The organism is Acinetobacter schindleri CIP 107287 (assembly GCF_000368625.1).
GTDB lineage: Bacteria > Pseudomonadota > Gammaproteobacteria > Pseudomonadales > Moraxellaceae > Acinetobacter > Acinetobacter schindleri.
Map to the genome: position 1 here is coordinate 367,231 of NZ_KB849576.1, position 26,382 is coordinate 393,612.

The window sequence follows — 26,382 nt, forward strand, 5'->3', positions numbered from 1 at the left end:
AGGCCGGTTTTTTATTAAAGATAAACCTTTAAAATATCAATAAATTACTGGGATATTTTTTATAGATTTTTCATAAAAATTTATAAATTTTCTGAGTATTTACCCATTAAATAAAGAACTTTTAATGACGACAATATTATTGTTTGACTTCAATTTTCACTAACGCCAAAGCAATCCTGTCCACATGCTGATAAGCCGGTTGTTCTAATTCTTCTCCAAAGATGTCCGGATCAATCTCTTCATAAGACCAGCTGATATTTTTATACTGCTTCATTAAGTTTTCTAAATGCGCTAAAAAACGATTGTCATCCTGAGTGACGGTAACACCTGTATATAAGAATATACATCCCTGCGGATTAAGATGCTGGATACCTTCTTTAATGATGCGAAAAGAGAGAGCATTGCCATCTAGCTCATCACCGCCATGCCGGTATTGACGTTGATGTGGGTCGATTAAATAGGGGGGATTGGCAAAAATTAGGTCAAACTGACCTTGCAGATTTGCAAATAAATCACTCTGTACCGGATGGATTTTTTTTAAACCAGCAAAGTCGATATTCATTTGACTATATAACAGGGCTTTCGGATTAAGATCCGCGACAATCAGCTCATCATAATCTGGAAAATATTTTGCGATACTGACGGCAGCTGCCGAAGTACCACAACATAGTTCAACTGCGCGTTTCAATGGATCAGATCGGCTCGCTAAATGTTGCTTCAAATGATAGGCAAAACGATAAGTATCTGGGCCAAAAAATACTGCATCTTGTTCTATGGTCGGAAAGGCAGAGTGAATAAATAACGCATTGTTGAGAGAAGCTACCCGTACCTGACTTAAATATAAGTTTTCCTGAAATTTAAGAAGCTGATGTTCTTCAAGTATGGAAAAAAGCGCAGGATCAAGATCTGTTTTTTTAAATCCAAGATTCCAGCCAAATATATCCTTGAGCGTAATTTCTTTATTTAAATCATTTTGTTTACGATCCAGAATCCGTTGATGAGAAAGTGGGGTAATTGCAGTAAATTGATAGTCTTGCTGTTTTAAGAAATTCAATAAATAAAGTAAGGCCTGCTGTTGGCTGGTTTTTATATCTAAGATCTGGTTCATAAGGATTTTCTCTTCTGATTCTTAGAAAATATCAAGTAATCATTCTGTTGTGCTCATAATAAAAAATGACTCGAAGGATAGCCATAAGAATTGGTTAAGTTTCTTCGTACGTTATAAATAGACGGTTGTTTAAAATGAATAAGCTTAATCATCGCTGAAAATGGGAAACTCTTAGGTAAAGAAGTGCTGTGGATTGGTATTATTTATTTTTATCTGCAAGCTTGCATAGAGAGAAATAAGTTCACGATATAAAAAATAAAGGCTATCCACCTTGCAGATGAGATGAATAGCCTTTTAGAACTAAAATTGATAAAAATCTTAGTCTTTGACTTCCGGCAAATCAAACCAGATTACTTGAGCATCATCCAGAGCTCTCATATCTACTTCATCCAGGAAAGCGATTGCATCACCTGCATTTAAGGTGTATTCGGCAATCTGTACTGCACCTGAAATCACATGCACATAGTTAATATGCTGAGTGGCTTTGATTGCTAAAGCCTGATCTTTTTTGATCACTGCGGTTTTCACTTCAGCATTCTGACGAATATGCATCGGTGCGTTGTCAGTTGGTCCACAAATGAGATGCCACTGGTTAGGTTGTTCACGTGGATCCAGCTTAATTTGCTGATAGTTCGGTTGTGCATCATGTTCGTTTGGAATGATCCAGATTTGTAGCAAATGGACCTGTTCATCACCTTGGTTCATTTCACTATGGCGAACACCTGTACCGGCACTCATCAGTTGCCACTCACCCGCAGAAATCCCTCCGTGATTGCCCATGCTGTCCTGATGGGTAATCGTACCTTTAAGTACACAGGTCAGGATTTCCATATTGTCATGCGGATGTTGACCAAAGCCTTGGTGACCATCGATCAAGTCATCATTAATCACACGCAGTGCGCTGATACCCATATATTTAGGGTTATACCAGTTACCAAATGAAAAGCTGTGTTTGGATTCTAGCCAGCCCATTTTGACATGACCACGGTTTTCGCTTTTATGCAGGAAAGCATCCATTTTTCATCTCATCTATTTTTTTAACATGATCCTATCTTAGCGTTGTATTTATTTTATAAAAAGCCTATCCATGCGACAGATCATTGCAGTTTTGCAACGATCTGAATTTTATTGAAGCATAAAAAAGCCCACTCGAAAGCGGGCATTTTTTATATAGAACTGATTATTCCAGGAAGCGGACAGTTACACCTGACTTCACTTTACGGCCAAGATCATTGGCATCCCAGTTGGTCAAACGGATACAACCGTGTGAATAAGACTTGGAAATCATCGATGGATTTGGCGTACCATGAATACCAAATGATTTCTTGCTCAGACCAATCCAGATATTACCGACTGGACCATTCGGGCCAGGTGGTAAGGAAAGCGGTTTGGTATTATTACCTTGAACAAAGTTAGAAGGTGAATAGCTATAATACGGGTTACGCGCCACACCTGTTACTTTATAAGTACCTGTTGGAGAAGGCGTACTGGTATTACCAATACTTGCCGGGAAAGAGGCAATCATTTTATTTTTGCTGTTAAACAGATACAGCTGTTTGGCACCTTTGTGCGCTACAATCAAATGAATGTCTTCTGGCAGGTTGTTACGGACATTGGCAACCAAAAGTTTTTGGCCTGCTTTGCTGAAATTTGCTCCCGGATTGAGCTGTTTCAAGAATGCTTCATCCATGTGGAATTTTTCAGCAAGCATTTCCGACATGCTGGTGTAGTACAGACCAGGCATTTTAGCCTGTAGCGCATAATCAGATGGAATTGATTTTGCCAAAGGTACTTTCAGATCTTCTGCTGAAATGGTGTATTCGACAAATGCAGGCTTAGATGCTTGCAACTCTATCAGCTTATCCCAGGTTTCTTTGGTCAATGTACCGGTCGGCTTGATACCATTCATTTGCTGGAAAGAGGCCAGCGCTTTCAGGGTATTTTTACCACTGGTTCCATCAATTGCACCTGGCGAAGCATGAGCATTGTTCAACATGACATGTGCACGTGCGTATACAGGGAACTGACCTTTACCGATGTCTTCATACCATTCAGCATTATTCAGACCATCTAGCGTCCAAGAGGCTTTATTGGCATGAGCAGACGTGCTTTTAGCGGCTGCTGTTGGGGCAGCACCGATATCCGCATTTTGATCTTCAGCTGCCTGCAGGCCATCCAGGGTCTCAGAAGCCTGAGTAAGATCGCTTTGTTCCTGAGCTGAAATAGGAGTATCTGTAGATTTGGCTGCTGATGCTTCTGTAGCAAGCGGATCGATCGGGTCTTGAACCGTAACATCGGTCGCTACTTTTTTGGGATTTAATGGCTGTTCAGTAGCAGAAGCAGCGAAGGCAGTACCTGCAATAATGCAACTTAAACTCATTGCGAGCATTGTGCGAACGAACATGTAATTCAACCTAATTATTCATAAACTATTTAAATAACGTAATAAGTATTACAGAAAAACTATGGAGATGCAGTAGTTGTTTTGTGACACCCTTAATTCTTCACTTATGATGATCGATTTTTAAAGTAATGTGAAGTTATTAAAAATGGAGGCTTTTTGCTATGATGTCTTGAATGTCAAAGATTGATGGTAATGTGAATGACGACCTTAAAAAATGATCGTTTTCTGCGTGCATTGTTGCGTGAACCTGTAGATACCACACCCGTATGGATGATGCGCCAGGCAGGCCGTTATTTACCAGAATACCGTGAAACACGCGCCAAGGCAGGGGATTTTCTGTCTCTTTGCAAGAATACCGAATTTGCCTGTGAAGTGACCTTGCAGCCGCTACGCCGTTATGAACTTGATGCTGCCATTTTATTTTCGGATATTTTGACTGTGCCGGATGCATTAGGTCTGGGTCTGTATTTTGAAGCCGGTGAAGGTCCTAAGTTTCATAAAACCGTACGTACCGAGCAGGATGTAGCGAATCTGCCAGCATTTAATGCCAAAGCAGATCTGGACTATGTCATGAATGCGGTTACTACGATCCGTTCAGCATTAGGTGGACAAGTTCCCTTAATTGGCTTCTCGGGCAGTCCATGGACACTGGCGACTTATATGGTTGAAGGTGGTTCCAGCAAGGATTTCCGCTTTACCAAACAAATGATGTATGCACAGCCTGAAGTGCTGCATGCATTACTTACACGTCTGGCAGATGCAGTAACGGATTACCTGAATGCCCAGATTGATGCAGGTGCTCAGGCGGTGCAGATTTTTGATAGTTGGGGTGGTGCACTAGCGCATCGTGAATATATCGAATTTTCACTTAATTATATGCAGAAAATTGTCGCAGGTTTGCAGCGTGAAAAAGATGGCCGCAAGATCCCTGTGATCCTTTTCACCAAAGGTGGTGGCCAGTGGCTTGAGCCAATGATAGCAACAGGTGCAGATGCTTTTGGACTGGACTGGACTACGCCGTTGAATGTTGCCCGTCAGACTGTTGCTGGTCGTGCAGCACTACAAGGTAACCTTGATCCTGCAACCTTATATGGTTCTCCAGACGCAATTGCTAAAGCTACCCGGCTGATGCTGGACGATGCCTATGCCAATGGTGAAAAGACCGGTTATGTGGCAAATCTTGGACATGGCATTACACAATGGGTAGATCCAGCCCATCCTAAAGCGTTTATTGATACCGTGCATGAGTACAGCGCTAAATATCTTTAGGATGTAAACCTTGATCGACCTACTCAAATCAGGGTTTGAATTTTCTTATAAGGCAGCATCGGCTGCCTTATTTGGGATATTACTCCTGCTGGCTTTTGCTTTTAGCGCTTCAATGGGGAGTGAACTGTTTTACGGCTTCTACCGTTATGACTATCTTCTATTTTATGCTCTGGTGATTCAGGTCATTCTATTGTATGCCAAATTAGAATCCTGGGCAGAAGCCAGAGTCATTGCGCTATTTCATATTCTGGCGATGGTGATGGAAATTTTTCTGACTCATCCAGCGATTGCTTCCTGGCATTATCCACAACCCGCCATTTTCAAGATCTTAACCGTCCCGTTGTTTGCAGGCTTTATGTATTCAGCTGTAGGCAGTTTTTTTGCGCGTTCATTACGTCTGTTTCAGGTCTCTTTTAATCACTTGCCTGATTTTGCCAATATGATGGCACTGGCCGTGTTGTCCTATATTAACTTCATGAGCAAGTTCTTTATTCCAGACTATCGTATTCTTCTTTTTATCTGGAGCGCGCTGATCTTCTGGAAAACTCAAATCCGCTTTCAGCTGAACCGGCATTCCTTTCAGTTGCCGATGTTACCGGTCCTGGCTTTACTGGCTTTTATTATCTGGATTGCAGAGAATATCAGTACCTTTTACCAGATCTGGCTCTATCCAAGTCAGGTAGAAAAATGGCATATGGTCGGCTGGGCAAAATTAGGTTCCTGGTACTTGTTATTATTGCTCAGTCTGGTTCTGGTTATGAAGATTTTAGGGGTGCGTGATTCTAGAGGAAATTGGCAGTTGAAAGCTTCTTCATAAAATTAATGTTTTCTTTGGTTAACATGGACGTTTTTGACATTGCGTATCGATCAGCTTCCAGCTAATCTGCTTAATGTGTAATATAAATTACATAATTATATCAATAACAAAGATGCAGAGAATAACCGGAGAATAAGTATGTTGAAAAAAATTATGCTCGCAGCAGTATTAGCGACTGGTTCGAGCCTGGCGATGGCTGACAATGATGTTGGTTGTGGTGTCGGTAGTCAGGTGTGGGCAGGTCAGTCAGGCATTATTCCTAAACTGCTTGCTGGTACTACAAACGTTCTGTTTACTAACCAATGGCTAGGGATTACTTTCGGTACCTTGGGTTGTAGCCAGGGAGGAACAGTCACTGCACAAGTTGTGACATTTACCAATGAAAATGCGGAAGCATTGGCACGCGATATGGCTGTTGGTGAAGGTGAAAGCCTGAATGTACTGGCAGAATTGCTGAATATTAAATCTGAAGATAAAGCACGCTTCTTTATTTTATCCAAGCAGAATTTCTCTGAAATCTATTCAGAAGAAAATCAAAATACTTTACAGGTTTTGAGCTCATTACAAAACGTGATGGCTAAAGATGAAGTGTTAAAATCTTACATCTAACGGATCCTTAAAAAACCCTGCTACTGGCAGGGTTTTCTTATGACTATAAAAACCCAAGAATACGTTGACTGAATGAAATATGCCTTTTTAATCATAGCTTTGCTATCGAGTCCCATAAGTTTTGCTACGACCATTTCCCCAGATATTCAGCCTTATCTTGATCAGGCGGTACAGAAGCAGCTGTTTAAGGCGGAAACCTGGCAGCGTTTAATGTATGCCAATAGCAAAGGACAGAGTGAGGTCAGCTACTCTGGTTATTTTCTGGCGGAGCAGGGAGGAAGTAACCTGCAACAGGAAATGCAGCAGAATATACAGGCATTATTTTTAGCAGCTGCCCCCAACCAGTCCGTGCGCTGCAAGTTTCCCGCACGTAGTCACTGGCTCATGCAGCAGTTAAATATCTCTGAGCAGCAATTGCCTGAGCTAAGTTGCCCTGATCTTGAACGCTGGATTGGGGAGGTTAAGCCTTACAAAGCTACCCTGATTTATGCGACAGATTTTATGGGGAATCCGAGCTCAATGTTTGGGCATACTTTGCTGCGTCTGGACCCTAAAGACCAGCAGGAACTGAAGCTGATTTCTTATGCAGTCAATTATGCAGCGACCGTAGACAGTAATGATAACTGGTCCTTTGCCTGGAAAGGCCTAACCGGACAATATCCGGGTGAATATTCACTGATGCCTTATTATCGTAAGGTCAAAGAATATGGCGATTTTGAAAGCCGGGATTTATGGGAATATGAACTTAATCTGACGCCCGAAGAAACTACTTTTCTGGTACAGCATCTGTGGGAAATGCAACAGGTCAATTTCCCTTATTATTTTATTAATGATAATTGTTCATATCGTCTCTTAGGTCTGCTCGAATTAGTCCGACCTGGACTGAATCTGCAAAAACAGTTCGGTACGACCGCTATTCCGGTAGAAACCCTAAAAGTTGTAGAGCAGCAGGGGCTGATTCGGGAAAAGATCTATCGACCAGCCCTCGAAACCCAGTTGCTGGCTCAATCTCGCCAGCATGGTAAAGTTCTGGCAAAAACTGCACATCAGGTCGCTTATGCAGAAACTGCTAGTATGTCTGAGATCTTGCACAACTATCCTGCTGAAGATCAGGCCAAGATACTGGAAATGGCTTATGATCATTTATATCTGGATTTTCTGCGTCAGGAAGTAGATGAAGCATTTGCCCAACCAGGCTTTCGCAAGTTATTGGGATTAAGAAGCCAGCTGGCCATAGAGAAACAGCGTCAGCAGCCAGAAACTCCAAAAGTAGATCCGACACAAAGCCATCATGCACGTAATTTCGTATTTAAGGCTGGACAGGTACAGGATCAAACCACGATTCAGTTAGGTTTGCGTCAGGCTTATCATGATTTGATGGATCCACAAGGCGGATTACGCACAGGTACTCAATTATTATTTCTCGATGGTGCGCTGCAATACCGTGATGATCGTATAAAACTGGAACATCTGGACCTGTTAACAGTTAATTCTTATAACCCGATTCATGCATTTAAGGTTCCGTTGTCTTGGGGCTTTAATCTGGGCTGGAAACAGGAAGCGCTTGACCGGGAAGGAGGGTTCAGTACTGAGCAGCAGCATGGTGTAGCCAATTTTCAGGTACAGGGTGGCTATAGCTGGGCTAATGCCGAACGTGAACATCTATGTTATGTGCAATTACAAACGCATGTGCAGGCTGGTAAAGCACTTGATGATGGCTGGCGTGCAGGCCTGGGACCAACCGCAGGCTGTCAGAATATCTGGACGGACCGAATTAACAGTCTGGTACAGATAGAGCTCCCTTATTGGCATGACAGTCAGCAATGGATGCTCAACCTGAATACAGAACTGCAATATAGCCTAAATATGCAAAATGCCATTCGGATTGGATGGCAATACCAGCAGCAGGGGAGTCTGGACTGGCAGGCATTGAATTTACACTATATTCGTTATTTTTAAGTGAATTTTCGAGTAAAATCTCTAAAAGTTGCTGATTTAAATAAAAAATAGAAGTTACAAAGATATAAGGATCTTGTGGCCGATTTAGACGTCGTTTTATCAAAATTATGGATGCATGGGATAACGATAGCTTATAAATTTGATATATTGTTCACCTGATTTATTGGGGTGTTTGAGTATGGACAATGAATGTATGGATATGCTAGCGGGACAGTGGCAGCATATATGCCAAAATTATTCATCAGATGATTTAGTCCATGCCTTCCAGTTTATACAGGATAATGCCCTGATACTGGTGGAAGAGTTTTATAAAAATATGCTGGTGGAAAAAGAGTCGGCAGAGTTCTTTTCTGACGATCTGATTCAGCAGCGCCTGCGCAACACTTTGCATCAATGGCTGTTAGAAAGTTTTAGTGTGGGTATTAATAAGCACTATTTACAGGCAGTACAGAAACAGCATACCGTCGGTCATGTCCATGCCCGGGTAGGTATTCCGTCCTGGCTGATTATGCGTGGTGTGCGTGAAATTGAACGCAAGATATTTGAGCTGTTAGAAGAAGATGATCAGTTGCTGACGCTGACGATCTGTAGCTATCTGGTACAGGTTATGAGCTTTGCCACTGAAATCATGTGTCGTTCCTATGAGGCAAAAACTGCCAAAAATCAGGAAATCAAGCACAGTTATCGTCTGTTCTCTGCCATGCAGGATGTTGCAGTACAAAAAGATAAGCAGCGTAGTTGCTTACTCGACTGGGAAAATGAGCTGATGTACAAAGTGTTCTCAGGTCAGGAAACCTTACGTCATCCGCTACTGTCCAAATCTGAATTTGGCCTATGGTTTATTCATAAGGCCTCGTATGCATTCACCGGTTCAGATCAGGTTCAGCTAATTATTGAACGCATTCATCAGGTCGATACGCTAAATCAGATCATTTTAGAATGTCAGGATAAAATAAAAAAACTGAACCTGATTCAGCAGATTCGTGAGCTGAATCGTGAGATTCAGCATCTGATTGATCAGCTATTTCAGGTGGCAGAATATATTGAATCGGGTAATGATTCCCTGACTCAATTACTCAATCGTCGCTATCTGAATACCATTATTTCCCGCGAAATTACTTATTCACGTCAGAACCAGACACCGCTTGCCTTATTGGCGCTGGATGCCGATTTCTTTAAAACCATTAACGACAAATTTGGTCATGCGGCGGGTGATCTGGCCCTGAAATTTATTGCGGATGGATTACAGAAATACAGTCAGGGCAGTGACTATGCTTTCCGTGTGGGGGGTGAAGAATTCTTGCTATTGCTGGTCGATACCGATCAACGCCGTGCCATGAATATTGCAGAAAATATCCGTAAATTTATTGAAGAAGGCATAATCACGACTGCACAGGGTATGCAGTTCAAGTTTACCGTGAGTATTGGCTGTGTGATTTATGATGGTCATCCAGACTACCAGAAGTTCCTGGATACTGCCGATACAGCTTTATATGCAGCAAAAAATACTGGTCGTAATCGGGTGTATCTGGCAAAAAATAACCCGGATGCGCGGGTATTGAATACACCATCACTGACCTAAATTATTGATGTGATTGCAGCGATTCAATCCAGTCTTTAAATTTCTGTTTTTGCTTAATATATTCGGGATGAAGCTTGGCTTCATCCCATTTTTGTTTAAAGATACGTGCTGCGGCAGCTTTAACGGGATCTTCTCGCTGACGAGGTAACTCATCTCTGCCGTGGGCGCCGCTCAATCCTTTTTTGTCATCTGGCACCGGACCGTCATATTTTTTACCGCCTTTATGATTGGCATAGCGGCGGGCACGGGTATAGCCCATCTGCAAGAATTTACGTGCCATATCCGCACCAATAAAATCTTCTTTTTCCAGATAATCTATAAACATGGCATAAATCTTAGTGCTACTTGCTTGAGCCTTCTCTTCATCGGCAAAACGCCAATGTGGCAAAATTTCCGATTTATACGGTTCAACTGAAAGCACGCCCTGTTCACCACGTCCAATCCGGTACAATTCAGGCCGTTTTCTAAAATCAATTTTTTCAAAATCCAGCGAGTAATCAAAACTGGTCGAAACTACTCGTGAGGTTTTACGGGGAACATTTTTTGAAACTTTTTTAATCGTCATATTTTCTCCTTATGTATCTATATTTCCCCTATAACCATGAATGCCTGTCTGTATTTTTGAAGTCCATGAGCTTTCTTAAAATGTATGTATTTTTTATTAAGTGCATATACACAAGCAGATCAATCTGCATAGATGCACAGATGATCAGGAATAATGTAGGATGGAAGAGTGCTAAAGCGGGTAGTGATGCTGTAATGAATTGTAGAAGTAGAATTTATTTATAGCTTTAAAAAAGAAAAACCTGCAAAAGCAGGTTTTAGGCTTCAACTACGACAAAGTATTTTTTGACTGCCTCTACCACTTCAAAAGTACCGACAAAGCCTGGCGGAATAATACCTGCATCACCTGCTTTGATTTCTACATAACTTTTTTTGTTGGCATCATGCAGGCGAACTGTACCTTCAATGACCGTAAAGAATTCCTGTTTATTCTCAGCAAACACAATATTCCATGCACCGACTTCGCATTCCCAGATACCGCAATTCATATTGGGATGATCATACAAGCTTTGTGTAGAACGTTTAGGATTGCCAGTGACCAGGCGATCAGGACGGGGATAATCAATTGTGGTTTCACTCTGGGTTAAACTGTGACCTGCTAACCAAATCGATGACATGGTGAATCCTCAAGCTAAAGTTATCTGAAATTGAACAAATTAAAGCACATATAAAAAAGCCTCAACAAGTGTCGAGGCTTTTGAAATCAAAACGATTAGTAAGCTTCAGGTACTGCGCTCAGGAATTCACGACGTTCTTCTTTATTGGTTTTGAAATCACCCACAAAAGAAACAGTACGTGTCGTTGATTCCTGCTTGCCCACACCACGCATCATCATACACATATGCGCAGAATCAATCACCACAGCCACACCACGTGCGCTAGTCACTTCAGCCACTGCTTCTGCAATTTGCTGGGTCAGATTTTCCTGAATCTGTAAGCGACGTGCAAACATTTCAGTAATACGGGCAAATTTAGACAGACCTAAAACACGGCCTTCTGGCAAATAAGCAATGTGCACACGACCATAAAATGGCAATAAATGGTGTTCACACAGCGAATAGAATTCGATATTTTTGACCAAAACCATCTCATGGTTATCAGACGGGAATACCGCATTATTGGTCACTTCTTCCAGAGTCTGGCTATAGCCGGAAGTTAAATACGAAAACGCTTTCGCAGCACGCACAGGCGTATCTTTGAGACCAGGGCGATTTAAATCTTCACCAACGGCAGTAAGAATGTTTGCGTAGGATTGCTGCATAGTCATATGACGTATTCACTTACACTGAGATAGAACAAGGACGGCATTGTAGCAGAAAACTATTACATTGCCTTAATTTGGAGTTAATTCCGATTACTGTTTGAACTTTGGATTCTTTTCCGCACGCTTGAGCAGAACCAGCACAGCGCCAGTACCGCCCTGGTTTTCAGGTGCGCTGACAAAGGCCAAAACATCACGGTGCTGACGCAGCCAGCCATTTACGTAGGTCTTTAAAATGGCTTCCGGACCTTTACCATGTACGATCTTAATCACGTTCTGGTTTTCATCTTTCGCCATCTGGATAATTTGCAATACTGCAATACGTGCTTCTTCCACGGTACAGCCGTGCAGATCGACTGCTTCATACCAGCGCAGATTACCGGCTTTCAGGTCTTCAAAGACTTTGTGCTGGAGGGTCGCAATGCGATAGCTCAGCGCAGCCTGACTTCCGACTGGGTTCAGCATGGCCTGGGTATCAGAAAGGGCAGTTTCATCAGTCTGCATCGGGCCTTCAGCAGCAGCACGTTTGGCTAGTGTCTGTGCATCCGGTTTTTTCTTGCCGGCTTTTTCGATTTTTGCGATATTGCCATTATCGATTTTTTGTACACCCTGCATCTGTTTACGAAACAATTCCAGCTCATCAGCTTGTTCCTGTTCAGGTGTTTTCACCGCAGGTGCTTCAACTTCAACGCGTGGCTGTGGATTGCTGATCTGTTTTTTAAATTGCTTCAGCAAATTAAACTGATCTTTGGAAAGCGAAGAATCGTGTTTGCTCATAATCAAAAAACATGCAAGATGCGAAAATATTGATAAATTATAGTCCTGATTCAAGAAAATGAGAACTGCATTGCGCTCATACTGTTTAGGTATTCTGTTCAAGTGAATATTTAAATGAAATTTAAACGTGAATATACAATAAGAGCTCACGTTTATTATTTGATTTTTTAGGTCTTACTGTTCATATAAGCAGAATGTATTTGATTATATCCAGGCTGATAGGCTGGATTTTAGAGAGAGATTTTAAGCTGGGGGAGAAGAGAAAAACAGATAAATTAGAAGGTCTAAAAGTTGATTCAGGGAGTGGGAAGAATCAGGGCAAAACGAATTTTGCCCTGAATTGAAAATTTTTATACAGTTTCTGGTTCACCAAACAGGTCGCGGAATGCATGATCCGGACGTGGCTGTTTCATAAAGCTTTCACCAACCAGAAAGGCATGAATATCATGTTCCTGCATCATCGCGACATCTGCAGGTGTTGCTATACCACTTTCAGTCACCAACAAGCGAGATGGATCGAGTAACTGTTTTAAACGCAGTGAGGTATTTAAATCAACATCAAAGGTCTTCAAGTTACGGTTATTTACACCCAACAGGCAGCGATCTGAAAGTTTAAGCGCACGTTCAAGTTCGGCTTCATCATGCACTTCGACTAAAATATCCAGATTATGCTCAAAAGCAGTCTTCGACATTTCTTCCAGTTGCTGATCAGACAGGCAAGCCACGATCAGCAAGATACAGTCTGCATGTAAAGCACGCGCTTCAATCACCCCATAAGGATCAATCAGGAAATCTTTACGTAGGGCTGGCAAATCGCAATGCGAACGTGCAATCTGAATATTCTCATCAGCACCCTGGAAGAAATCCACATCGGTCAATACGGATAAACATGCAGCGCCTGCATCCTGATACTGTGCGGCAATTTCCGCTGGATTAAAGTTTTCACGGATAATGCCTTTGGATGGAGATGCTTTCTTGATTTCAGCAATCACCCCCGGGCGCTTAGCCAGCAATGATTGAGCAAAGCCACGTACAGGTGTGCCAGCTTGAGCCAGCTCTTCAACATCCTTATAACTTTTTTGCTTCAGACGTGCAGCAAATTCTTCTTTTTTCCGGTCTACGATCTTACCTAGAATCGTATTTGCGATATCTACCATGATTAAAAATTCCTGCTGTCTTAGATGTCGTATTCTTTGAGCGTATTGCCAAATTCTGCCAAAATGCCCATTTTTTCTAGAGCTTGCCCCCCATAAATAATGTCATGGGCAAGAGCAACACCTTGTTTATAGCTGGTGGTTAAACCAGCTACATAGATACCTGCACCAGCATTAAGCGCCACCATATTTGCGGCTTTCTCACCAATTTCAGATTTCTTTTTGCTTAACGCGTCTTTAATCAGTTTTAAGCTGTCGGCAGCACTATCAATGGTTAGACCTGTTAAGGTTTGAGAGGCAATATCGACCTGTTCAGGAATGATTTCCCATTCAGTGATTTCATCATTCTTGAGTTCAGCCACATAAGTTTTAGATGCTAAACTGATTTCATCTAAACCATCTTGTGAATGCACCACCATGACATGTTCAGCACCGAGTTGCTTAAGCACTTCAGCCATTGGGCGGCACAATTCATGCGAGAAGACACCAATGACAAAGCGTTTTACGCCAGCCGGATTTGTAAGCGGCCCAAGCAAGTTAAAAATACTGCGGAAGCCCAATTCACGACGTGGACCAGCGGCATATTTCATGGCTTTGTGGTGATTTGGGGCGAATAAAAACCCTACACCAATTTCACGAATGCAACGTTCACTTTGCTCAAGACTCAGATCAAGGCGAATACCTGCTTGCTCTAGGACATCGGATGAACCGGATTTACCAGATACACCACGACCGCCATGTTTAGCAACAGTTCCCCCTGCAGCCGCAATCACAAAACTTGAAGCAGTAGAGACGTTAAATAAATTCTGACCATCACCACCTGTACCGACAATGTCGACCAAATATGGCAAATCGCTGACATCAATTTTCAGTGCCAATTCACGCATTACACGTGCTGCAGCAGTAATTTCATCGATGCTTTCGCCTTTTAAGCGTAGACCCATCATCAGGGCGCCAATTTGTGCATCGGTGGCTTCACCCGACATGATGCAACGCATCACGTCTTCCATTTGTGGCTGAGTCAGGTGAATGTTTTTTGTAATATGGTTTAAAGCTTGTTGAATATTCATCATTATTTACGCATAAATTTCTAGGAAGTTTTTAAAGATTTGATGGCCATGCTGGCTTAGGATGGACTCCGGATGGAACTGCACACCTTCAACAGGTAATGTCTTATGTTTTACGCCCATGATTTCTTCCATTGAGCCATCTGCTTCATTGGTCCAGCAGGTCACTTCCAGACATTCCGGCAAGGTCGCCTGATCAATCACCAGTGAGTGATAGCGCGTCGCAGAAAATGGAGAAGGCAGGTTGCTGAAAATCCCTTTGTCACTGTGATACATGTCGGATAGACGGCCGTGCATGACACGTTTAGCGCGCACAATGTCACCGCCAAATGCCTGACCAATACTTTGATGGCCGAGACATACGCCTAATAGCGGAATCTTGCCAGAAAAGTGCTGAATCGCAGGAATAGAAATACCGGCTTCACTTGGAGAACATGGACCAGGGCCAATGACCAGATATTTAGGTTGCCATCGCTCAATATCTTCTAAAGTCACGGCATCATTACGGACTACTTTTACTTCTTGATTCAGCTCGCCAAAGTACTGGACGATGTTGTAAGTAAAGGAGTCATAGTTGTCGATCATGAGAAGCATATCGCACGTAACCTCTTGAAAATTGTGAAAATGAGCATCTTTATTTCTAATCGTTACTCACTATGTTACTCACTTTTAGAAAAGTGACTGATTTTACAGGCATTAAAAAGCCGCTAATCAAGCGGCTACTTTACCAGTTTTTGAATGCCTTGTGACAACTTCGTTCACATAACTATTTAGGTAGTAACTTCGTGGACCATCTTTGCTTGGCTGGTCAATTTCTCCTTTTTTGATCCTGTCATATAAAGTCGGCTCACTCATATTCATCCGCTTCGCAAATTCCTTGATACTCACTCGGCGCTCATCTTGATTTGCCATTGCTCTTTTAAGCTCCTGCATTTCATCAAAAATGGCTTGGAGTAGATTATGCTCAGATTCAGTTCCCATCTAAGACACCTCCTTTAAGCTTTGAACTACTGATTCCGGCAACCCAAAAAAATCATTTAGAGTTTTATCAAATTCACCGCTTTCAATGAATTGATCCATCAGATTTACTTGCTTATCAATAGTATTCTTAGGTTTAGCCCACCAAGCTACTGGACCATCCTCTGTGTCGTTAATAGATACCAAGAACCAGTCACCATCTCCTTTAGGTTTACTTGGATTCCAGTAAGCGACTGCTTCAAGCTCCTCCTGATCCCAGTAGCGCTCAGCAACATCTTCCGGAGCATCGAACTCCATCTCAACTTTTGAGAAATCTACATTAAAGTGAAGCTTTAATTCTTCAAATTGCTCACTGGTCATTCCTTCCGAATCACCAATTACACACTCCAGATATTTACTGAATACCGGGTGAGTCCAGAAGCCATATTGATCACGAATAATTTCTGCCGGTTCTAATTGCTTAATCATCCCTTTCTCTCCTTGGCTTCATGAGCCTTCAAGTATTCAAATTTTGCATCTGCCCAGTTCTTAGAATCATATGGGCTTAATCCTTTTTTCTTGCACCAATCAGCGCACCAGAGCCATTGCGCATCGTCATATGGGGTGGGTTCAATTATTTGGTTATTGCTATCCATCACGCCACCTCATAGAAGCGCTTAGCCTCATCAAAATCAGAAGTAATTAACTCAGCACTATCTTTGTAGCAGTGCACGATTTCACCGTACTTAAAAGCTTGTTCAGCCTGCTGCATGTTTTTGCACTGGTACATCGGCTCTTTAAACCAGTCTTCTGTATAAAACATTTGTTCCTGGTGTTCTTCAGCTGTACCTTCCCATTCTTGAACCTGAAAGTATTCATCAAATGATTCGATCATGAACTGATTACCTTCAGCTTTAGTCATGGCTCTGTATCGAGCCAAAGCACGTTCAGCAATTTCTTTTGATGCAGCAGGTGACTGTTCATGCGGACTATCATCTTCAGGGCAGATTCCTACGCACCACAATTTGTTATCTTCCATCACGCCACCTTCACATCTAAATAATCAGGGTTATCCAGATGTTCTTCATATTCATGAAATAACACCTGACATGCCGCATTACCTGTTAAATCTTTCTTTAAGAGCACGTAACTCAGTGTCTTGCGTGTGCCTTTGCCGCTAAATGTCGAGCTGCCATCCGCAAGTTCATTTTTGGTATAACCCAATTTTTCTAGCCAAAGCTTAAAGCCAACTTCATGCTTCTTTTTAATTCTGAAGATCATCTGTACCCCCAGGTGTTCGCAAAATTTCGAAGGCAATCATCAATACCGAATAGGTTGATGTTGCGGTAAGTTCTAACCCGACCTTTGTGCTGCACAAGCAGCACGCGGGTCATTGAAGAGTAGGAGTAACTCATGAAGCCTCCCCAGTTTCAGCAGCTTGAATCAAGGCATCTTTGCGCTGTGCATACAGGCTAAGTAGTTCCTGATGATCAGCTGGAAGTAATTTAGCTGCAGGTATCGCTGGTGCTAGTCGTTCTAAAGTTTCTACTGAATCCATGTCATAGATCCGATTGATCAGAACCTGTTTTTTCTTCTTGTAGAAGAGATCAATAGGGGCACTACCATGTTCAGCACTTTCCACTGATGCTTGTTTGCGTGCGGCATTTTCAATTTGATCAAACATACTTGGTTGCTGAGCTTCAATGACTTCATCTGCGATTGGTTCAGGTTCAACCTTCGGCGTGTATTGCTCTGGATCCAGCTCAAGCAATTTATCTTCCGTAAGCTTGCATAAGTGCTGTTGATCTTTTTGATCTAAGTGTCCATTGGCCAGAAATACGTGACGGAATGAAAGAACGTCATCCTCCTTAGTAAACTGATCAATTTGTGCAGTGAACTTTTCAACAAGCTTTACCCGGTCGGTTTCAACTGAATCCGCTTCAATTTCTGTAACTGGAGTTTCAGTATTAATAGTGGCTTCTTGCTCTATGGCCTCAATAGGCTGAATTACCTCTGGCTCAGGCTGTTTTTCAATATCTGGTACAGCATCACCTGGGCCAGCTGGAATGCTAGCCTGTTCAGTCTCATTCTTAGCTTTGGTTGAGCGTCTCTTTTTAGGTTTGCCTGTATTGTCTATAGTTGGAGGATAGACAATCATTCGACCAAATAGTTCACCCATTGCAACCAATTGTAATTCGGCATTTTCTTTATCCGCCTGAGCAAAACCATTGTCGACAGCTTTGAAATACTCCATGCACTGTTTGCTGTATTTAATCTGTGAGATATGGTCAGGATGAATAATAAAGATTTCCTGATCTTCCACGACATCATCAAGAGTCAAAGGCTTGGTAAATGTAATACCAGCCAGCTCCATTGTTTCAACCTTGATGCAGAACTCATAGCCTGGCATAGCGAAAATCGTAGCCGGGAATTGAGACAGATCATCAAAATCCATTAACTCACCAGCTGCACGACACATGATATTTCGGCCAGCCATCATTGCCTCAAAAGCTTCTTTGCTATTTAAAATTTTCATGCTGTCATTGCTCCCTTAGCTACTTGTTCTATTTCATTTTTTACGGCTTCAAATTTGGAAGCTTCTATCTGGTTGAGAGCATCAAGCCCTAAGTGTTCACACACTGTTTTCGCATCAAGACCACAGGTATCGATAAAGTCCTGTAGATCGGCCAGCTGCTCATCAGAAATGCCATTGAATTGAGGTGGATTGAACCAGCGCTTTTTCTCTTTTTCGTAGGTGCATTGCATTTCAGCGCCACGTGCCTTAATAGCAGCCCACATTTCTTTTACATACTTATGCTCAGGCATAAGTGACTCAGTAAGCTGATTTAGATCACCGGCATGACTGGCTTCTTCGCAGACTTGCTTACAATGATTAAGGTCAGTGATATTTTTTAACTCTTCAGCTTGTACTGGAGTAAGAGTATTGATGTGGTCCTTGGCTTGTTTAAGCAGATCTGCAAGGAAAGTAGGGGAATGAGCCAGATCTGGAACAGTAACTTGGCCAGAGCAAACTTCCACACCATTCCCATTTGTATGTATTCGACCTAAGCGACCTGAGTTTTTGCCATGGTGTGACTCAGATGGGTTGAAATAGATCGTACGGAGATCATCTCCATTCTCATCGGTAGAAGCGTGTAGATAGCCCATAATGTCTGACATGCGATAAAGCATCGCGCTATTTTTGCCAGCCAGATCTGGACGCACAATTTTGATCTTATTCTTACCAGCTTCCTGCTCTACAGCATGAGCAATAAAAACAATATCTTTACCTAGGTTTTCCCACTTACGAACCATTTTCATAAATAGGTTTCCAGCTAGACCCTGCGCCTTTAATGTCAGTGATTTATCACGTTGCAGGTTGTCACTATTCTTGGAAAGATGATCTTTAATTGCATCCAGCATTGCACCTACAGTATCTGAAACAATAGTTTTATAGGGTGCATAGAAGTCATCCTTAAGATTCTCAAGGTCAAGCCAGCTATCAATACGAACAATTGCGCCACGACGCAGCTCAGCAGATACACGATGCTGACCTTTATCAAAGTCAAAAATTAAAGGCTTTTCTGCGGTATGAGCAATGGTACTTTTACCCATACCAGGATCGGTATACAGGTAGCACTTAATACTTTCTACAAGCAGGGTGTTTTCTGGTGTAAATACTTGAATAGCCATCTCAACGTACTCCTGCAGGACGGTTATTACGCTTAAAGTTCTTATAGTCTTCCGATGCAAAGAAGCCGGTACTTTCTAAAACTTGATGACGCTTGTTTTTGCGCATAGCAACACGCGCATTTTCCAACCCATCTAAAATCCATTTTGGAGTAAGGGATTTATCCATCTTCCTCAATGAGCCATCCGGCTGAATGGAGTAGATCTGCGTATTGCAGAAATAGTCGGAAATAGTTCCTGAGCTTTTGACACGTAGGGCAAAATAGCTCGCCCGGGTTTTACCCACTCGATAGATTTCAAGTCCTTCAAAGGTCTTGATGTATTCAGAGAAATAACGATGAGTTGAGCCAAATTCTACCGGCATTGGCACTACAGGTAGCTCATCTGCTTTGAATTGCAGGAAGCCGGTGTAAAGGTCTACAAAATTAATTTGAGTTCGATCATTTAGAGGAGACCAGTCATCAGAGCCGCATTCACACCAGTAGACCGATTGGCCATTCAAAAGCGCCTCAAATATTTGATCAGCAGAATTTAAAATCATGACTGAACCTCCACCAGACGGTACTTCATGATGTAGCCGGCGATCATTGAATTGATTTCGCGGTGATCTTGATGATCAGTGAAGTCGTTATATGGATTGCCATTAGCATCGAACACCTTGATTTCACCTAGTTCAACGACTTCTATATTTGTGAATTCGGAACCTGGTACACCGTAATCATCCGGGTGTGCTTCAACTTCAAATGAAGTGATTTCCAAACGGAAACCATCCAGATTTACGACAGCTTCACCGTGTACATCGTCGAGCATCTTTAAAGAGACGATTCCATATTCAGATTGAATATTTTGAGCTGGTGCTACCTGGTCAGTACCAAAGTCAGCAAGATGAGCAAATGCCAAGGCGCTTACAGTTAAGGCGGCGGTAAACAGAGTTACCTTGAAGCTATTGTGTGGAGTTAATTTTGTGTTCATAATAATTTCACTCAGTAGGGTGATGGGTCACGCTCCAGGTTGTTCTAGCAACGCTGGGGCTTCTTTTTACTTGATAATTAAAGCATACTTTAATAAATGGGTTATGTAAAGCATACTTTAATTATATTTATAAACTTTGCTTTAATTTATGCTTTAATAGACAAAAGAAAACCCATCACAGGGATGGGTTGTTTGGAGTTTGTTAAAATGAGCAAGAAGAAATTTCGAGCTGAATTATATAAAGCTTATGTTGCCTCAGGCATACATGACCATGCCCTTATACAGGAATATATTAAAGTTGCCGAAGCTTTTGTGCTTGATAACCAAGAGATTACTGTTAGCGGTTTTCGTGCACTTACTGAAAAAATTAGCACCAATAACGGCCACTCTAATGGCTCTCGTGCTCTTGGTAGAGAGTAGTTATTTTTTACTCTTTTTTAATGAGCTTACAGACTGCATAGTTAAGCCAATTCCGGCCTCCAGATCATCTAATCGCTTAACAATATGATCTAGTTTAATACCAATATGGTTATGTTCCATTACCGCAATAGGAACCCCGCAATTGGAGCATTGTACAAACCAAAACAAAAGATCTGACTTGCCCAAGTTTTGGCTTGAAAGCTCAAAGCTGTGCGATCCACAGCTACCGCATTTTGTTTCTGCCATATTTTTCTCCACCCGATCCAAGAGCCGCTCGGGTATGCGGCAAGGTATTTTTATGAAATTAGAAACGCTTGTTTTAATAGAAGATCGGCTTCATCCCGGCTCAACCCAGATTTACCTGGAGCACATAAAAGAAGATGTGCCTGAATTTTTTGTGCCAGTAGGCGATTACAATAAGCCGATTGGTTATTTGAAATTTAAAAATATCGCTAAAAAAGGCTGCTTTGAATTAAGCTCATTAGAGAGCCTAGATTATCCCAACCCGCATCCACAATTTTCGTTGACAGGTGTTTTATATTCTCGGCAGGCAGCTCTTGAAGCGCACCACGCAATTTCTGCTTATCAACAGGCGATAAATCAGATTGATCCACCTTAAGTTGAAGTATTGTGCGTATGGTGTCAGCCTCAAATCTTACAGTTACCACACCTAAAATAGCTGAAAGACCACCATCATCTTTTAGAAAATCCAAGCCTTTTTCTGTGATTTGCGGCTTCATGATAAGAATGGAGCCACCACCATCTCCAGATTTACTATGCACCACTTTGGTGGAGTTCTCGGTAAGAAGGCCATGACCCTTGAGATAGTTCAAATTGATAGCAATTTTATGATACTCAGCACTATCTGGCTTTCGCTCATAATCAGTCCATACAAATGGGTAGCACTCTGCGATCTTACTTAACAACTCAAGCTGTAATTCTCGATCCAATATCATATAGCTTCCTGCTTATTGAGCCGCGTCGGGTTCGCGTTTTTTATTAATTAGTCTCAGGTGATTTGCTTAGGGCTTTATCCTGATACATTTTTTCATCTGCCTCTATGATAGCTGCTGATAGACCGTATGCTGGATTTCGCATTGCAAGACCAATTGCCGCACTAACTTCAGCTTTCGCAAAAGCATTTTGAATTCTTGTTACAAGCTTCTCAGCATTCTGCAGATTAGTTTCGATACTAAGTACGGCAAATTCATCACCACCTAGGCGAGCAATAATATCATTGCTACGTACTATGCCTTTTAAAGCTACAGCCATTCTTTTGATCAGCTCATCACCAGCAGCATGTCCTAGATTGTCATTAGTGATCTTTAGATCATTTAGGTCAATCATAAGCACAGCAGTAGGGTGACCATATCGCTTACACCGTTCTTCTTCTAACTCAACTAATCGATCCCAAGCACGACGGTTATAAAGTCCAGTCATTGGATCAGACAATGCTTCCATTTCAAAGCGTTCAGCTTTACGTATGTGTTCGGTTGCTCTTAATTCAGCTTGAATCGTGTAACTAAGCACCTTTCCCATAAGATCAAACAATGGAGCATCCTCAACAAGGACTTTAGACTGAGGTTCGGGATCAATTGCACAAAGAGTGCCAAACAAGGAACCATCTTCTTTTAAAATAGGTTGACCGATATAGGCTTTAATAGTGACAAGTTTATTTATTGGTGCATCTGTATAAACTTGAACATCGGGCGAGTAAGGGGCAATGCGGGGCGCATTATTTTGTACCATGTGTGAGCAGAACGAATCTGCCCATCGAAATACTTGTCCTGGCTTAACGTTATAGCCATTATCTTCACTTAGTAAGACAATCCAGTCATCACCTTCAGTACGGGTAATCATCCATAACTTAAATCCAAATCGTTGAGATAAGAATTTTAAAATAGCTTGGCCAGCCTCTTCGAAATTCTTAAAGTTAATATTATTCATTAAGTTAGTCCGTATTTGTGCTAAGAGAGATATGAAAAAACAATTTTTAGACTACAGCGTCATATATTATAATTTTAAACTGATAGGAATATTACTTCATATAATAAAAAGACAACCCACCACTGGGGTAGGTTGTCCTAGAACAATAATCTTATTTTTTGTATTCAGTAATACTGATAGGTTTGTCTTTCATAAACTCTACAATACCTTCACCAGCTTTGAAGTGAATTGAAACACCATCATTATTGGCTAAACGCATACCACTTCCTGAAATAGCTCGCTTAAGGTGATAAACCTTGCCAGAATTATCTGTCATTTCTGCAGTTTCAAAATTATCCGAAGATTTCAATTCAACTGTAAGATCCATTGGACCAGTAAAGTTAATTACCTGAGTTTCAGCTGGAGTATTGCTCACAACTTTTTCTTGTACCACTTCGTTTTGTGGATTTGAAGTACAGCCAGTAAGTGCTAATCCTAACAATGCTGCACCTAACAAATATTTCATTGATACTTACCTTTCTATTTATGAATCATAGGTATCTTTATATTAATTGTTATAATGTAACATTTAAAGACAAGGTTACACTTACCTTACATAAAGAAAAACCCGCGGATAGCGGGTTAGTGATGCTTTACTTTGTTATTACAGACCCGGTCATGAGAGGTCTTAAGTCCAATATAAAGATTTAATATTTCAGAAGTAAGAAAGCTTTAGCACTGAATAGCATCTTTCTCTTTGTAGTGATCTAAAACCAAATCCATATCAGCCAAAAGTACAGCTTCAGAGTATTCACCGGGTGATAGCTTCAACAAATTAGGCATATAGTTTTTTTGATACTCGCGCGGGTAGTCTCTGCATAAAATTTTTACCCGTACATCTTGTGTAGTGAACTCCGATTCTAGCTTTTCTATATATTTACTAAGAATATTATCTGAGTTCTCAAGAGCTGTTATGGTTGTGATTGGATCTATATCTTCACTAAGTTGCTTCTCACAACCAGTGAAAGCTAAAGACAAGAGTAGGATAGTTAAAGTTATTGTTTTCATAGTTTGATTTTAGTGTTATTGGACTTTGAATTATATAAAGAATTTTATAAAAGAAAACCCACCGCTGGGGTGGGTTGAAGAACTCATTTATTAAGCAATTAGAGTTCTAATTTTTCCTGCTCGCCACTTTTCATTGGCTTATGCTCAATTACTTTAATAATTTCATATTCCGATTTTAATTTATTGTGAGCAATAGTTTGAACAACCTTTAATTTTACTTTTAAGATGTCGCCTTTACCGAATCTTAACTCACCAACATCAATTCTAGAAATAAATTCTTCATCAGAGATACTTGCGTTAAAAAAGAACTTACCATTACTAAACTTCCATTTATTCTTTTCTTTAAATGAAACAGATTCAATCTGGACATATGTCTCAGAAACATCAGAGTTTAAATCTTCTTCAAATTCCTGATATTTAAAAAATTTAACTTCATTTTTATCAATCAAAAGCTGTACATTCTTATCGTCCGCATCTTTAACGACATAGAGAGCATCAATACCATCCTTTGATAAAGGCTCCAGCATCTTATTTAAGTCAGACGCTATAGATTTATTGCGATACAAGCGGAGTACACGCTTATCGACTAGTTCGAATTCAGTTTCAGAATAATAAACTCGAACACCCTCAGTCTCTTCTTCAACCTTAACAGGTGGCTTGCCTTCTAATTTTTGATACAGCTGAATTAAGCCAGCCCTCGGGCTTTTGAACATCCCAATTAGCGCCAGAAGCCCACCAGCATTTGCAAAAGCGGTAACAGTCGGCCCGGTTAAAATATCTCTAATCTGGTCATACCAAGACAAAATTTCATGAAACTCAATACCAAAACTACCGGCTTTAAAATTGGCTTTAACTTTCAGCTCAATTTTAAGCTTTTCACCGTTGATTTCTTGATTTGCATGAATAAGAAGATCATTGATAGCCATCATAGCAGGCGCAAGGTCGCGTACATCCATTAGATGCTCATCTAAAGCCTTACCATCATAAACTACGTGGAATTTCTCACTCATATCATCTTCATTCACATCAGTATTGGTTGTGGTCATAGTCTATCAATCAATATTTATAGTTTCATTATGAGTTTGACAATAATTGTCGTCTTAATTATCCCACTCAACTCAAAGAGCCGCATATAGCGGCTTTTTTATTCATCCAGCCAACAAAAATTAATTTGCGGTTTATAGAGCAGAATACTTTTCTAAAAACTCATCTATCCATCCTTGTGCCACTTCAAGATTGGTTATGTCCGCCAACTTTAGATTAGTCTCTTCTGCTTCGTTAAAGCCCTCAATAATAGCTTCAAAGATATTTGCCTCACTAATGACCTCACGTGCTATTTCAGCAGCGTCATAGCTTTGCTTGGCTTTCTTAAGCGAAGCTATTTGCTTATCAATCCCTTCACCGATTTTGCCTAATGCCAATTTAAATTCTTGACGATTAATTGTTAGCGCAGTTTTGGATTTATTAAGTGTTGCGATCATTATGCTTTCCTTCTTTTTTGGGGAGCTACCATATTCAACATCTTGATAAAACCTAAGCCGCATATAGCGGCTTTTATAAATATTTATTGACTAGGGGCACGCTTGAAATTCTCATCATTCATGCAGTACTCAAGACTATCCCTAAGAATACCCACCATTCTGTAAATATGTTCCGGCTTTTCTAGAAAAATTTGTCCATTATTTTGAAGTTCTAGACCAGCGCGCTCAAGCTCAGTTTTACGAGATTCATCTATTGATACATTGAATTGAATTGTAGGACGCTTACGATTAACATCGTATCTAAACAACCATCTGTTTGTTTTATTTTGATATAGAACAGAGTAATAGCTCTCAGTATCACGCCCTTCAATCTCAACTTCTGGGAATAACTCCGTCACAATACGCAGTAAATCTTGCTCATCCTTTGTGGTGATGATTTTTTCATTGTCGGGATGCACAATAAAATCGGACTCTGGTATTGCTTGATTCACTTCAGGCTGATTTTCAGTTGGTTTCTGCTCAATTGGCTGTGCGGTAATAATTGTTGGAGAGGATAGGCCTTTAACGACTGTATCACTAATAGCTTGCTGTACCGCTTGCTGAACAAATGGCTGTATGGATTCAAGAAACTTAGTATTTAATTGGCGTTGTATGCTTGCTTGTTGTGCAACATATCTTACAAAATCAATATCAACCTCATTAATACTTTTCTTAATTACAGTTTTAAATTGCTGGATATATTGATTTTCTTCTGCAAAAAATCTTAACTTTTCCGCATGAAAATTGTCATGTTTAAATTCCGCTAACTGTGTCAGATCTTCAGGGTCAGCTTTTGTAAAATCAATTGTTAGAAATGGCTTTTCATCCATAACATTAGTGTTGATTAGATCTGTAAAAAATCTCCACTCACGACCATTTGTAATAGCACCAATAGTTACACCTAGGCTGCTGTTAAAATACCTTGATAGTTGTGGTGCATGATTGGTTAGATTTGCAACATAAGGCTTGGCTTCAATAAACATTACAGGCTGACCATTGCAATATAGTGCGTAATCTACACGCTCAGTTGCCTTAACTCCCGGGAAATCAGCTGCAAATTCCGCAAGAACTTTTGTGGGATCATATGGATTAAAACCCAAAATATCCAATAAAGGTAATATCAGCGCTTGCTTCGTGGTCTCTTCCGTTGAGCAGTGGACACCTACTTTTTTTACATGTTCAATATGATTTTTTAATCGTTGTACAAAATTATCCATAGTTTCCCCCTGGAATATTATCTTTACCTTGATTGGTAAAT

33 protein-coding genes are annotated in these 26,382 nt (G+C 41.0%); 6 read left to right on the forward strand and 27 right to left on the reverse strand.

All coding sequences use genetic code 11. The features are described 5' to 3' along the window. Nucleotides 1-136 precede the first annotated feature (136 nt). From F955_RS09230 to F955_RS09240, 3 genes are all read right to left on the reverse strand, one after another. Nucleotides 137-1,108, reverse strand: a complete 972-nt coding sequence (locus F955_RS09230) for a methyltransferase (protein WP_004893740.1) — start codon at nucleotides 1,106-1,108, stop codon at nucleotides 137-139. A 318-nt stretch (nucleotides 1,109-1,426) separates the two neighbouring features. Continuing rightward, on the reverse strand, nucleotides 1,427-2,125 hold the full coding sequence (locus tag F955_RS09235) for a pirin family protein (RefSeq protein WP_004893742.1): 699 nt from the start codon (nucleotides 2,123-2,125) through the stop codon (nucleotides 1,427-1,429). A 163-nt stretch (nucleotides 2,126-2,288) separates the two neighbouring features. Next, nucleotides 2,289-3,512 (reverse strand): L,D-transpeptidase family protein, encoded by a 1,224-nt coding sequence (locus F955_RS09240; protein WP_004893747.1) that lies wholly within the window; start codon nucleotides 3,510-3,512, stop codon nucleotides 2,289-2,291. Between the two features lie 198 nt (nucleotides 3,513-3,710). Here F955_RS09240 and hemE point away from each other — a divergent pair, with 198 nt between their 5' ends. The 5 genes from hemE (at nucleotide 3,711) to F955_RS09265 (ending at nucleotide 9,748) form a co-directional block, all read left to right on the forward strand. Beyond that, a complete protein-coding gene (gene hemE, locus F955_RS09245) occupies nucleotides 3,711-4,781 on the forward strand; it encodes a uroporphyrinogen decarboxylase (protein WP_004893750.1) in 1,071 nt (356 codons plus the stop codon). Between the two features lie 10 nt (nucleotides 4,782-4,791). Beyond that, a complete protein-coding gene (locus tag F955_RS09250; RefSeq protein WP_004893754.1) occupies nucleotides 4,792-5,598 on the forward strand; it encodes a DUF817 family protein in 807 nt (268 codons plus the stop codon). A 138-nt stretch (nucleotides 5,599-5,736) separates the two neighbouring features. Next, nucleotides 5,737-6,207, forward strand: a complete 471-nt coding sequence (locus F955_RS09255) for a DUF3015 family protein (protein WP_004893757.1) — start codon at nucleotides 5,737-5,739, stop codon at nucleotides 6,205-6,207. Nucleotides 6,208-6,279: 72 nt separating this feature from the next. Beyond that, nucleotides 6,280-8,166 (forward strand): Lnb N-terminal periplasmic domain-containing protein, encoded by a 1,887-nt coding sequence (locus F955_RS09260; protein ID WP_004893759.1) that lies wholly within the window; start codon nucleotides 6,280-6,282, stop codon nucleotides 8,164-8,166. A gap of 178 nt (nucleotides 8,167-8,344) precedes the next feature. Then, nucleotides 8,345-9,748 (forward strand): diguanylate cyclase, encoded by a 1,404-nt coding sequence (locus F955_RS09265; RefSeq protein WP_017401325.1) that lies wholly within the window; start codon nucleotides 8,345-8,347, stop codon nucleotides 9,746-9,748. A gap of 1 nt (nucleotide 9,749) precedes the next feature. Here F955_RS09265 and F955_RS09270 read toward each other — a convergent pair whose 3' ends face one another. The 16 genes from F955_RS09270 to F955_RS09340 all read right to left on the reverse strand — a co-directional run bounded on the left by F955_RS09270 (nucleotide 9,750) and on the right by F955_RS09340 (nucleotide 20,190). Further along, entirely contained in the window at nucleotides 9,750-10,313 is a 564-nt protein-coding gene (locus F955_RS09270) for a DUF4385 domain-containing protein (protein ID WP_004893763.1), read from the reverse strand. A 256-nt stretch (nucleotides 10,314-10,569) separates the two neighbouring features. Beyond that, nucleotides 10,570-10,929, reverse strand: coding sequence for a cupin domain-containing protein (locus F955_RS09275; protein WP_004893766.1), 360 nt, complete (start codon nucleotides 10,927-10,929; stop codon nucleotides 10,570-10,572). Between the two features lie 95 nt (nucleotides 10,930-11,024). Continuing rightward, nucleotides 11,025-11,573, reverse strand: a complete 549-nt coding sequence (folE, locus tag F955_RS09280) for a GTP cyclohydrolase I FolE (protein WP_017401324.1) — start codon at nucleotides 11,571-11,573, stop codon at nucleotides 11,025-11,027. Nucleotides 11,574-11,666: 93 nt separating this feature from the next. Then, nucleotides 11,667-12,350, reverse strand: a complete 684-nt coding sequence (locus F955_RS09285) for a Smr/MutS family protein (RefSeq protein WP_004893768.1) — start codon at nucleotides 12,348-12,350, stop codon at nucleotides 11,667-11,669. Nucleotides 12,351-12,700: 350 nt separating this feature from the next. After that, complete coding sequence (gene trpC / locus F955_RS09290; RefSeq protein ID WP_004893769.1) at nucleotides 12,701-13,507, reverse strand: indole-3-glycerol phosphate synthase TrpC; 807 nt, start codon at nucleotides 13,505-13,507, stop codon at nucleotides 12,701-12,703. 20 nt (nucleotides 13,508-13,527) lie between these two features. Beyond that, a complete protein-coding gene (gene trpD, locus F955_RS09295) occupies nucleotides 13,528-14,574 on the reverse strand; it encodes an anthranilate phosphoribosyltransferase (protein WP_026056694.1) in 1,047 nt (348 codons plus the stop codon). Nucleotides 14,575-14,580: 6 nt separating this feature from the next. Further along, the gene (locus F955_RS09300) at nucleotides 14,581-15,165 is read right to left on the reverse strand and encodes an anthranilate synthase component II (RefSeq protein WP_004893775.1); all 585 of its coding nucleotides are present in this window, start codon (nucleotides 15,163-15,165) and stop codon (nucleotides 14,581-14,583) included. Between the two features lie 117 nt (nucleotides 15,166-15,282). Continuing rightward, the gene (locus F955_RS09305) at nucleotides 15,283-15,552 is read right to left on the reverse strand and encodes a helix-turn-helix transcriptional regulator (protein ID WP_004893778.1); all 270 of its coding nucleotides are present in this window, start codon (nucleotides 15,550-15,552) and stop codon (nucleotides 15,283-15,285) included. After that, nucleotides 15,553-16,017 (reverse strand): hypothetical protein, encoded by a 465-nt coding sequence (locus tag F955_RS09310; protein ID WP_004893781.1) that lies wholly within the window; start codon nucleotides 16,015-16,017, stop codon nucleotides 15,553-15,555. Then, nucleotides 16,014-16,184 carry a hypothetical protein gene (locus tag F955_RS16720; RefSeq protein WP_004893783.1) on the reverse strand — a complete coding sequence of 57 codons (171 nt, stop codon included), beginning with the start codon at nucleotides 16,182-16,184 and terminating at the stop codon, nucleotides 16,014-16,016. Before F955_RS16720 ends, F955_RS09310 begins: the two co-directional genes overlap by 4 nt. Beyond that, nucleotides 16,184-16,567 carry a hypothetical protein gene (locus tag F955_RS09315; RefSeq protein ID WP_004893784.1) on the reverse strand — a complete coding sequence of 128 codons (384 nt, stop codon included), beginning with the start codon at nucleotides 16,565-16,567 and terminating at the stop codon, nucleotides 16,184-16,186. The genes F955_RS16720 and F955_RS09315 overlap by 1 nt, the downstream gene beginning before the upstream one ends. Next, the gene (locus tag F955_RS09320) at nucleotides 16,567-16,809 is read right to left on the reverse strand and encodes a hypothetical protein (RefSeq protein ID WP_004893787.1); all 243 of its coding nucleotides are present in this window, start codon (nucleotides 16,807-16,809) and stop codon (nucleotides 16,567-16,569) included. Before F955_RS09320 ends, F955_RS09315 begins: the two co-directional genes overlap by 1 nt. A gap of 130 nt (nucleotides 16,810-16,939) precedes the next feature. Further along, nucleotides 16,940-18,064 (reverse strand): hypothetical protein, encoded by a 1,125-nt coding sequence (locus F955_RS09325; protein ID WP_004893790.1) that lies wholly within the window; start codon nucleotides 18,062-18,064, stop codon nucleotides 16,940-16,942. Further along, entirely contained in the window at nucleotides 18,061-19,221 is a 1,161-nt protein-coding gene (locus F955_RS09330; RefSeq protein WP_004893792.1) for an ATP-binding protein, read from the reverse strand. Before F955_RS09330 ends, F955_RS09325 begins: the two co-directional genes overlap by 4 nt. 1 nt (nucleotide 19,222) lies before the next feature. After that, on the reverse strand, nucleotides 19,223-19,759 hold the full coding sequence (locus F955_RS09335) for a hypothetical protein (protein ID WP_004893796.1): 537 nt from the start codon (nucleotides 19,757-19,759) through the stop codon (nucleotides 19,223-19,225). Next, nucleotides 19,756-20,190, reverse strand: a complete 435-nt coding sequence (locus F955_RS09340; RefSeq protein WP_004893801.1) for a hypothetical protein — start codon at nucleotides 20,188-20,190, stop codon at nucleotides 19,756-19,758. The genes F955_RS09335 and F955_RS09340 overlap by 4 nt, the downstream gene beginning before the upstream one ends. Nucleotides 20,191-20,286: 96 nt before the next feature. On the opposite strand from F955_RS09340, the gene F955_RS09345 reads away from it, so the two are divergent. Next, nucleotides 20,287-20,610: a hypothetical protein gene (locus tag F955_RS09345; protein ID WP_017401449.1), complete on the forward strand. Its 324-nt coding sequence runs from the start codon at nucleotides 20,287-20,289 to the stop codon at nucleotides 20,608-20,610. On the opposite strand, the gene F955_RS09350 is transcribed toward F955_RS09345, so the two are convergent. From F955_RS09350 to F955_RS09385, 8 genes are all read right to left on the reverse strand, one after another. Further along, a complete protein-coding gene (locus F955_RS09350) occupies nucleotides 20,611-20,856 on the reverse strand; it encodes a hypothetical protein (protein ID WP_004893803.1) in 246 nt (81 codons plus the stop codon). It abuts the gene before it with no gap. Nucleotides 20,857-21,062: 206 nt separating this feature from the next. Further along, nucleotides 21,063-21,566, reverse strand: a complete 504-nt coding sequence (locus tag F955_RS09355) for a hypothetical protein (RefSeq protein ID WP_004893805.1) — start codon at nucleotides 21,564-21,566, stop codon at nucleotides 21,063-21,065. 43 nt (nucleotides 21,567-21,609) lie between these two features. Continuing rightward, nucleotides 21,610-22,557 carry a sensor domain-containing diguanylate cyclase gene (locus F955_RS09360; protein WP_004893807.1) on the reverse strand — a complete coding sequence of 316 codons (948 nt, stop codon included), beginning with the start codon at nucleotides 22,555-22,557 and terminating at the stop codon, nucleotides 21,610-21,612. Nucleotides 22,558-22,708: 151 nt separating this feature from the next. Further along, entirely contained in the window at nucleotides 22,709-23,062 is a 354-nt protein-coding gene (locus F955_RS09365; protein WP_004893810.1) for a hypothetical protein, read from the reverse strand. 206 nt (nucleotides 23,063-23,268) lie between these two features. Further along, on the reverse strand, nucleotides 23,269-23,604 hold the full coding sequence (locus F955_RS09370; protein WP_004893812.1) for a hypothetical protein: 336 nt from the start codon (nucleotides 23,602-23,604) through the stop codon (nucleotides 23,269-23,271). A 98-nt stretch (nucleotides 23,605-23,702) separates the two neighbouring features. Further along, entirely contained in the window at nucleotides 23,703-24,650 is a 948-nt protein-coding gene (locus F955_RS09375) for an LAPAL motif-containing putative phage structural protein (protein ID WP_004893815.1), read from the reverse strand. Nucleotides 24,651-24,782: 132 nt separating this feature from the next. Continuing rightward, nucleotides 24,783-25,085 (reverse strand): hypothetical protein, encoded by a 303-nt coding sequence (locus tag F955_RS09380; RefSeq protein WP_004893817.1) that lies wholly within the window; start codon nucleotides 25,083-25,085, stop codon nucleotides 24,783-24,785. An 83-nt stretch (nucleotides 25,086-25,168) separates the two neighbouring features. Continuing rightward, nucleotides 25,169-26,341: a type I restriction endonuclease gene (locus F955_RS09385; RefSeq protein WP_004893819.1), complete on the reverse strand. Its 1,173-nt coding sequence runs from the start codon at nucleotides 26,339-26,341 to the stop codon at nucleotides 25,169-25,171. Between the last annotated feature and the right edge of the window lie 41 nt (nucleotides 26,342-26,382).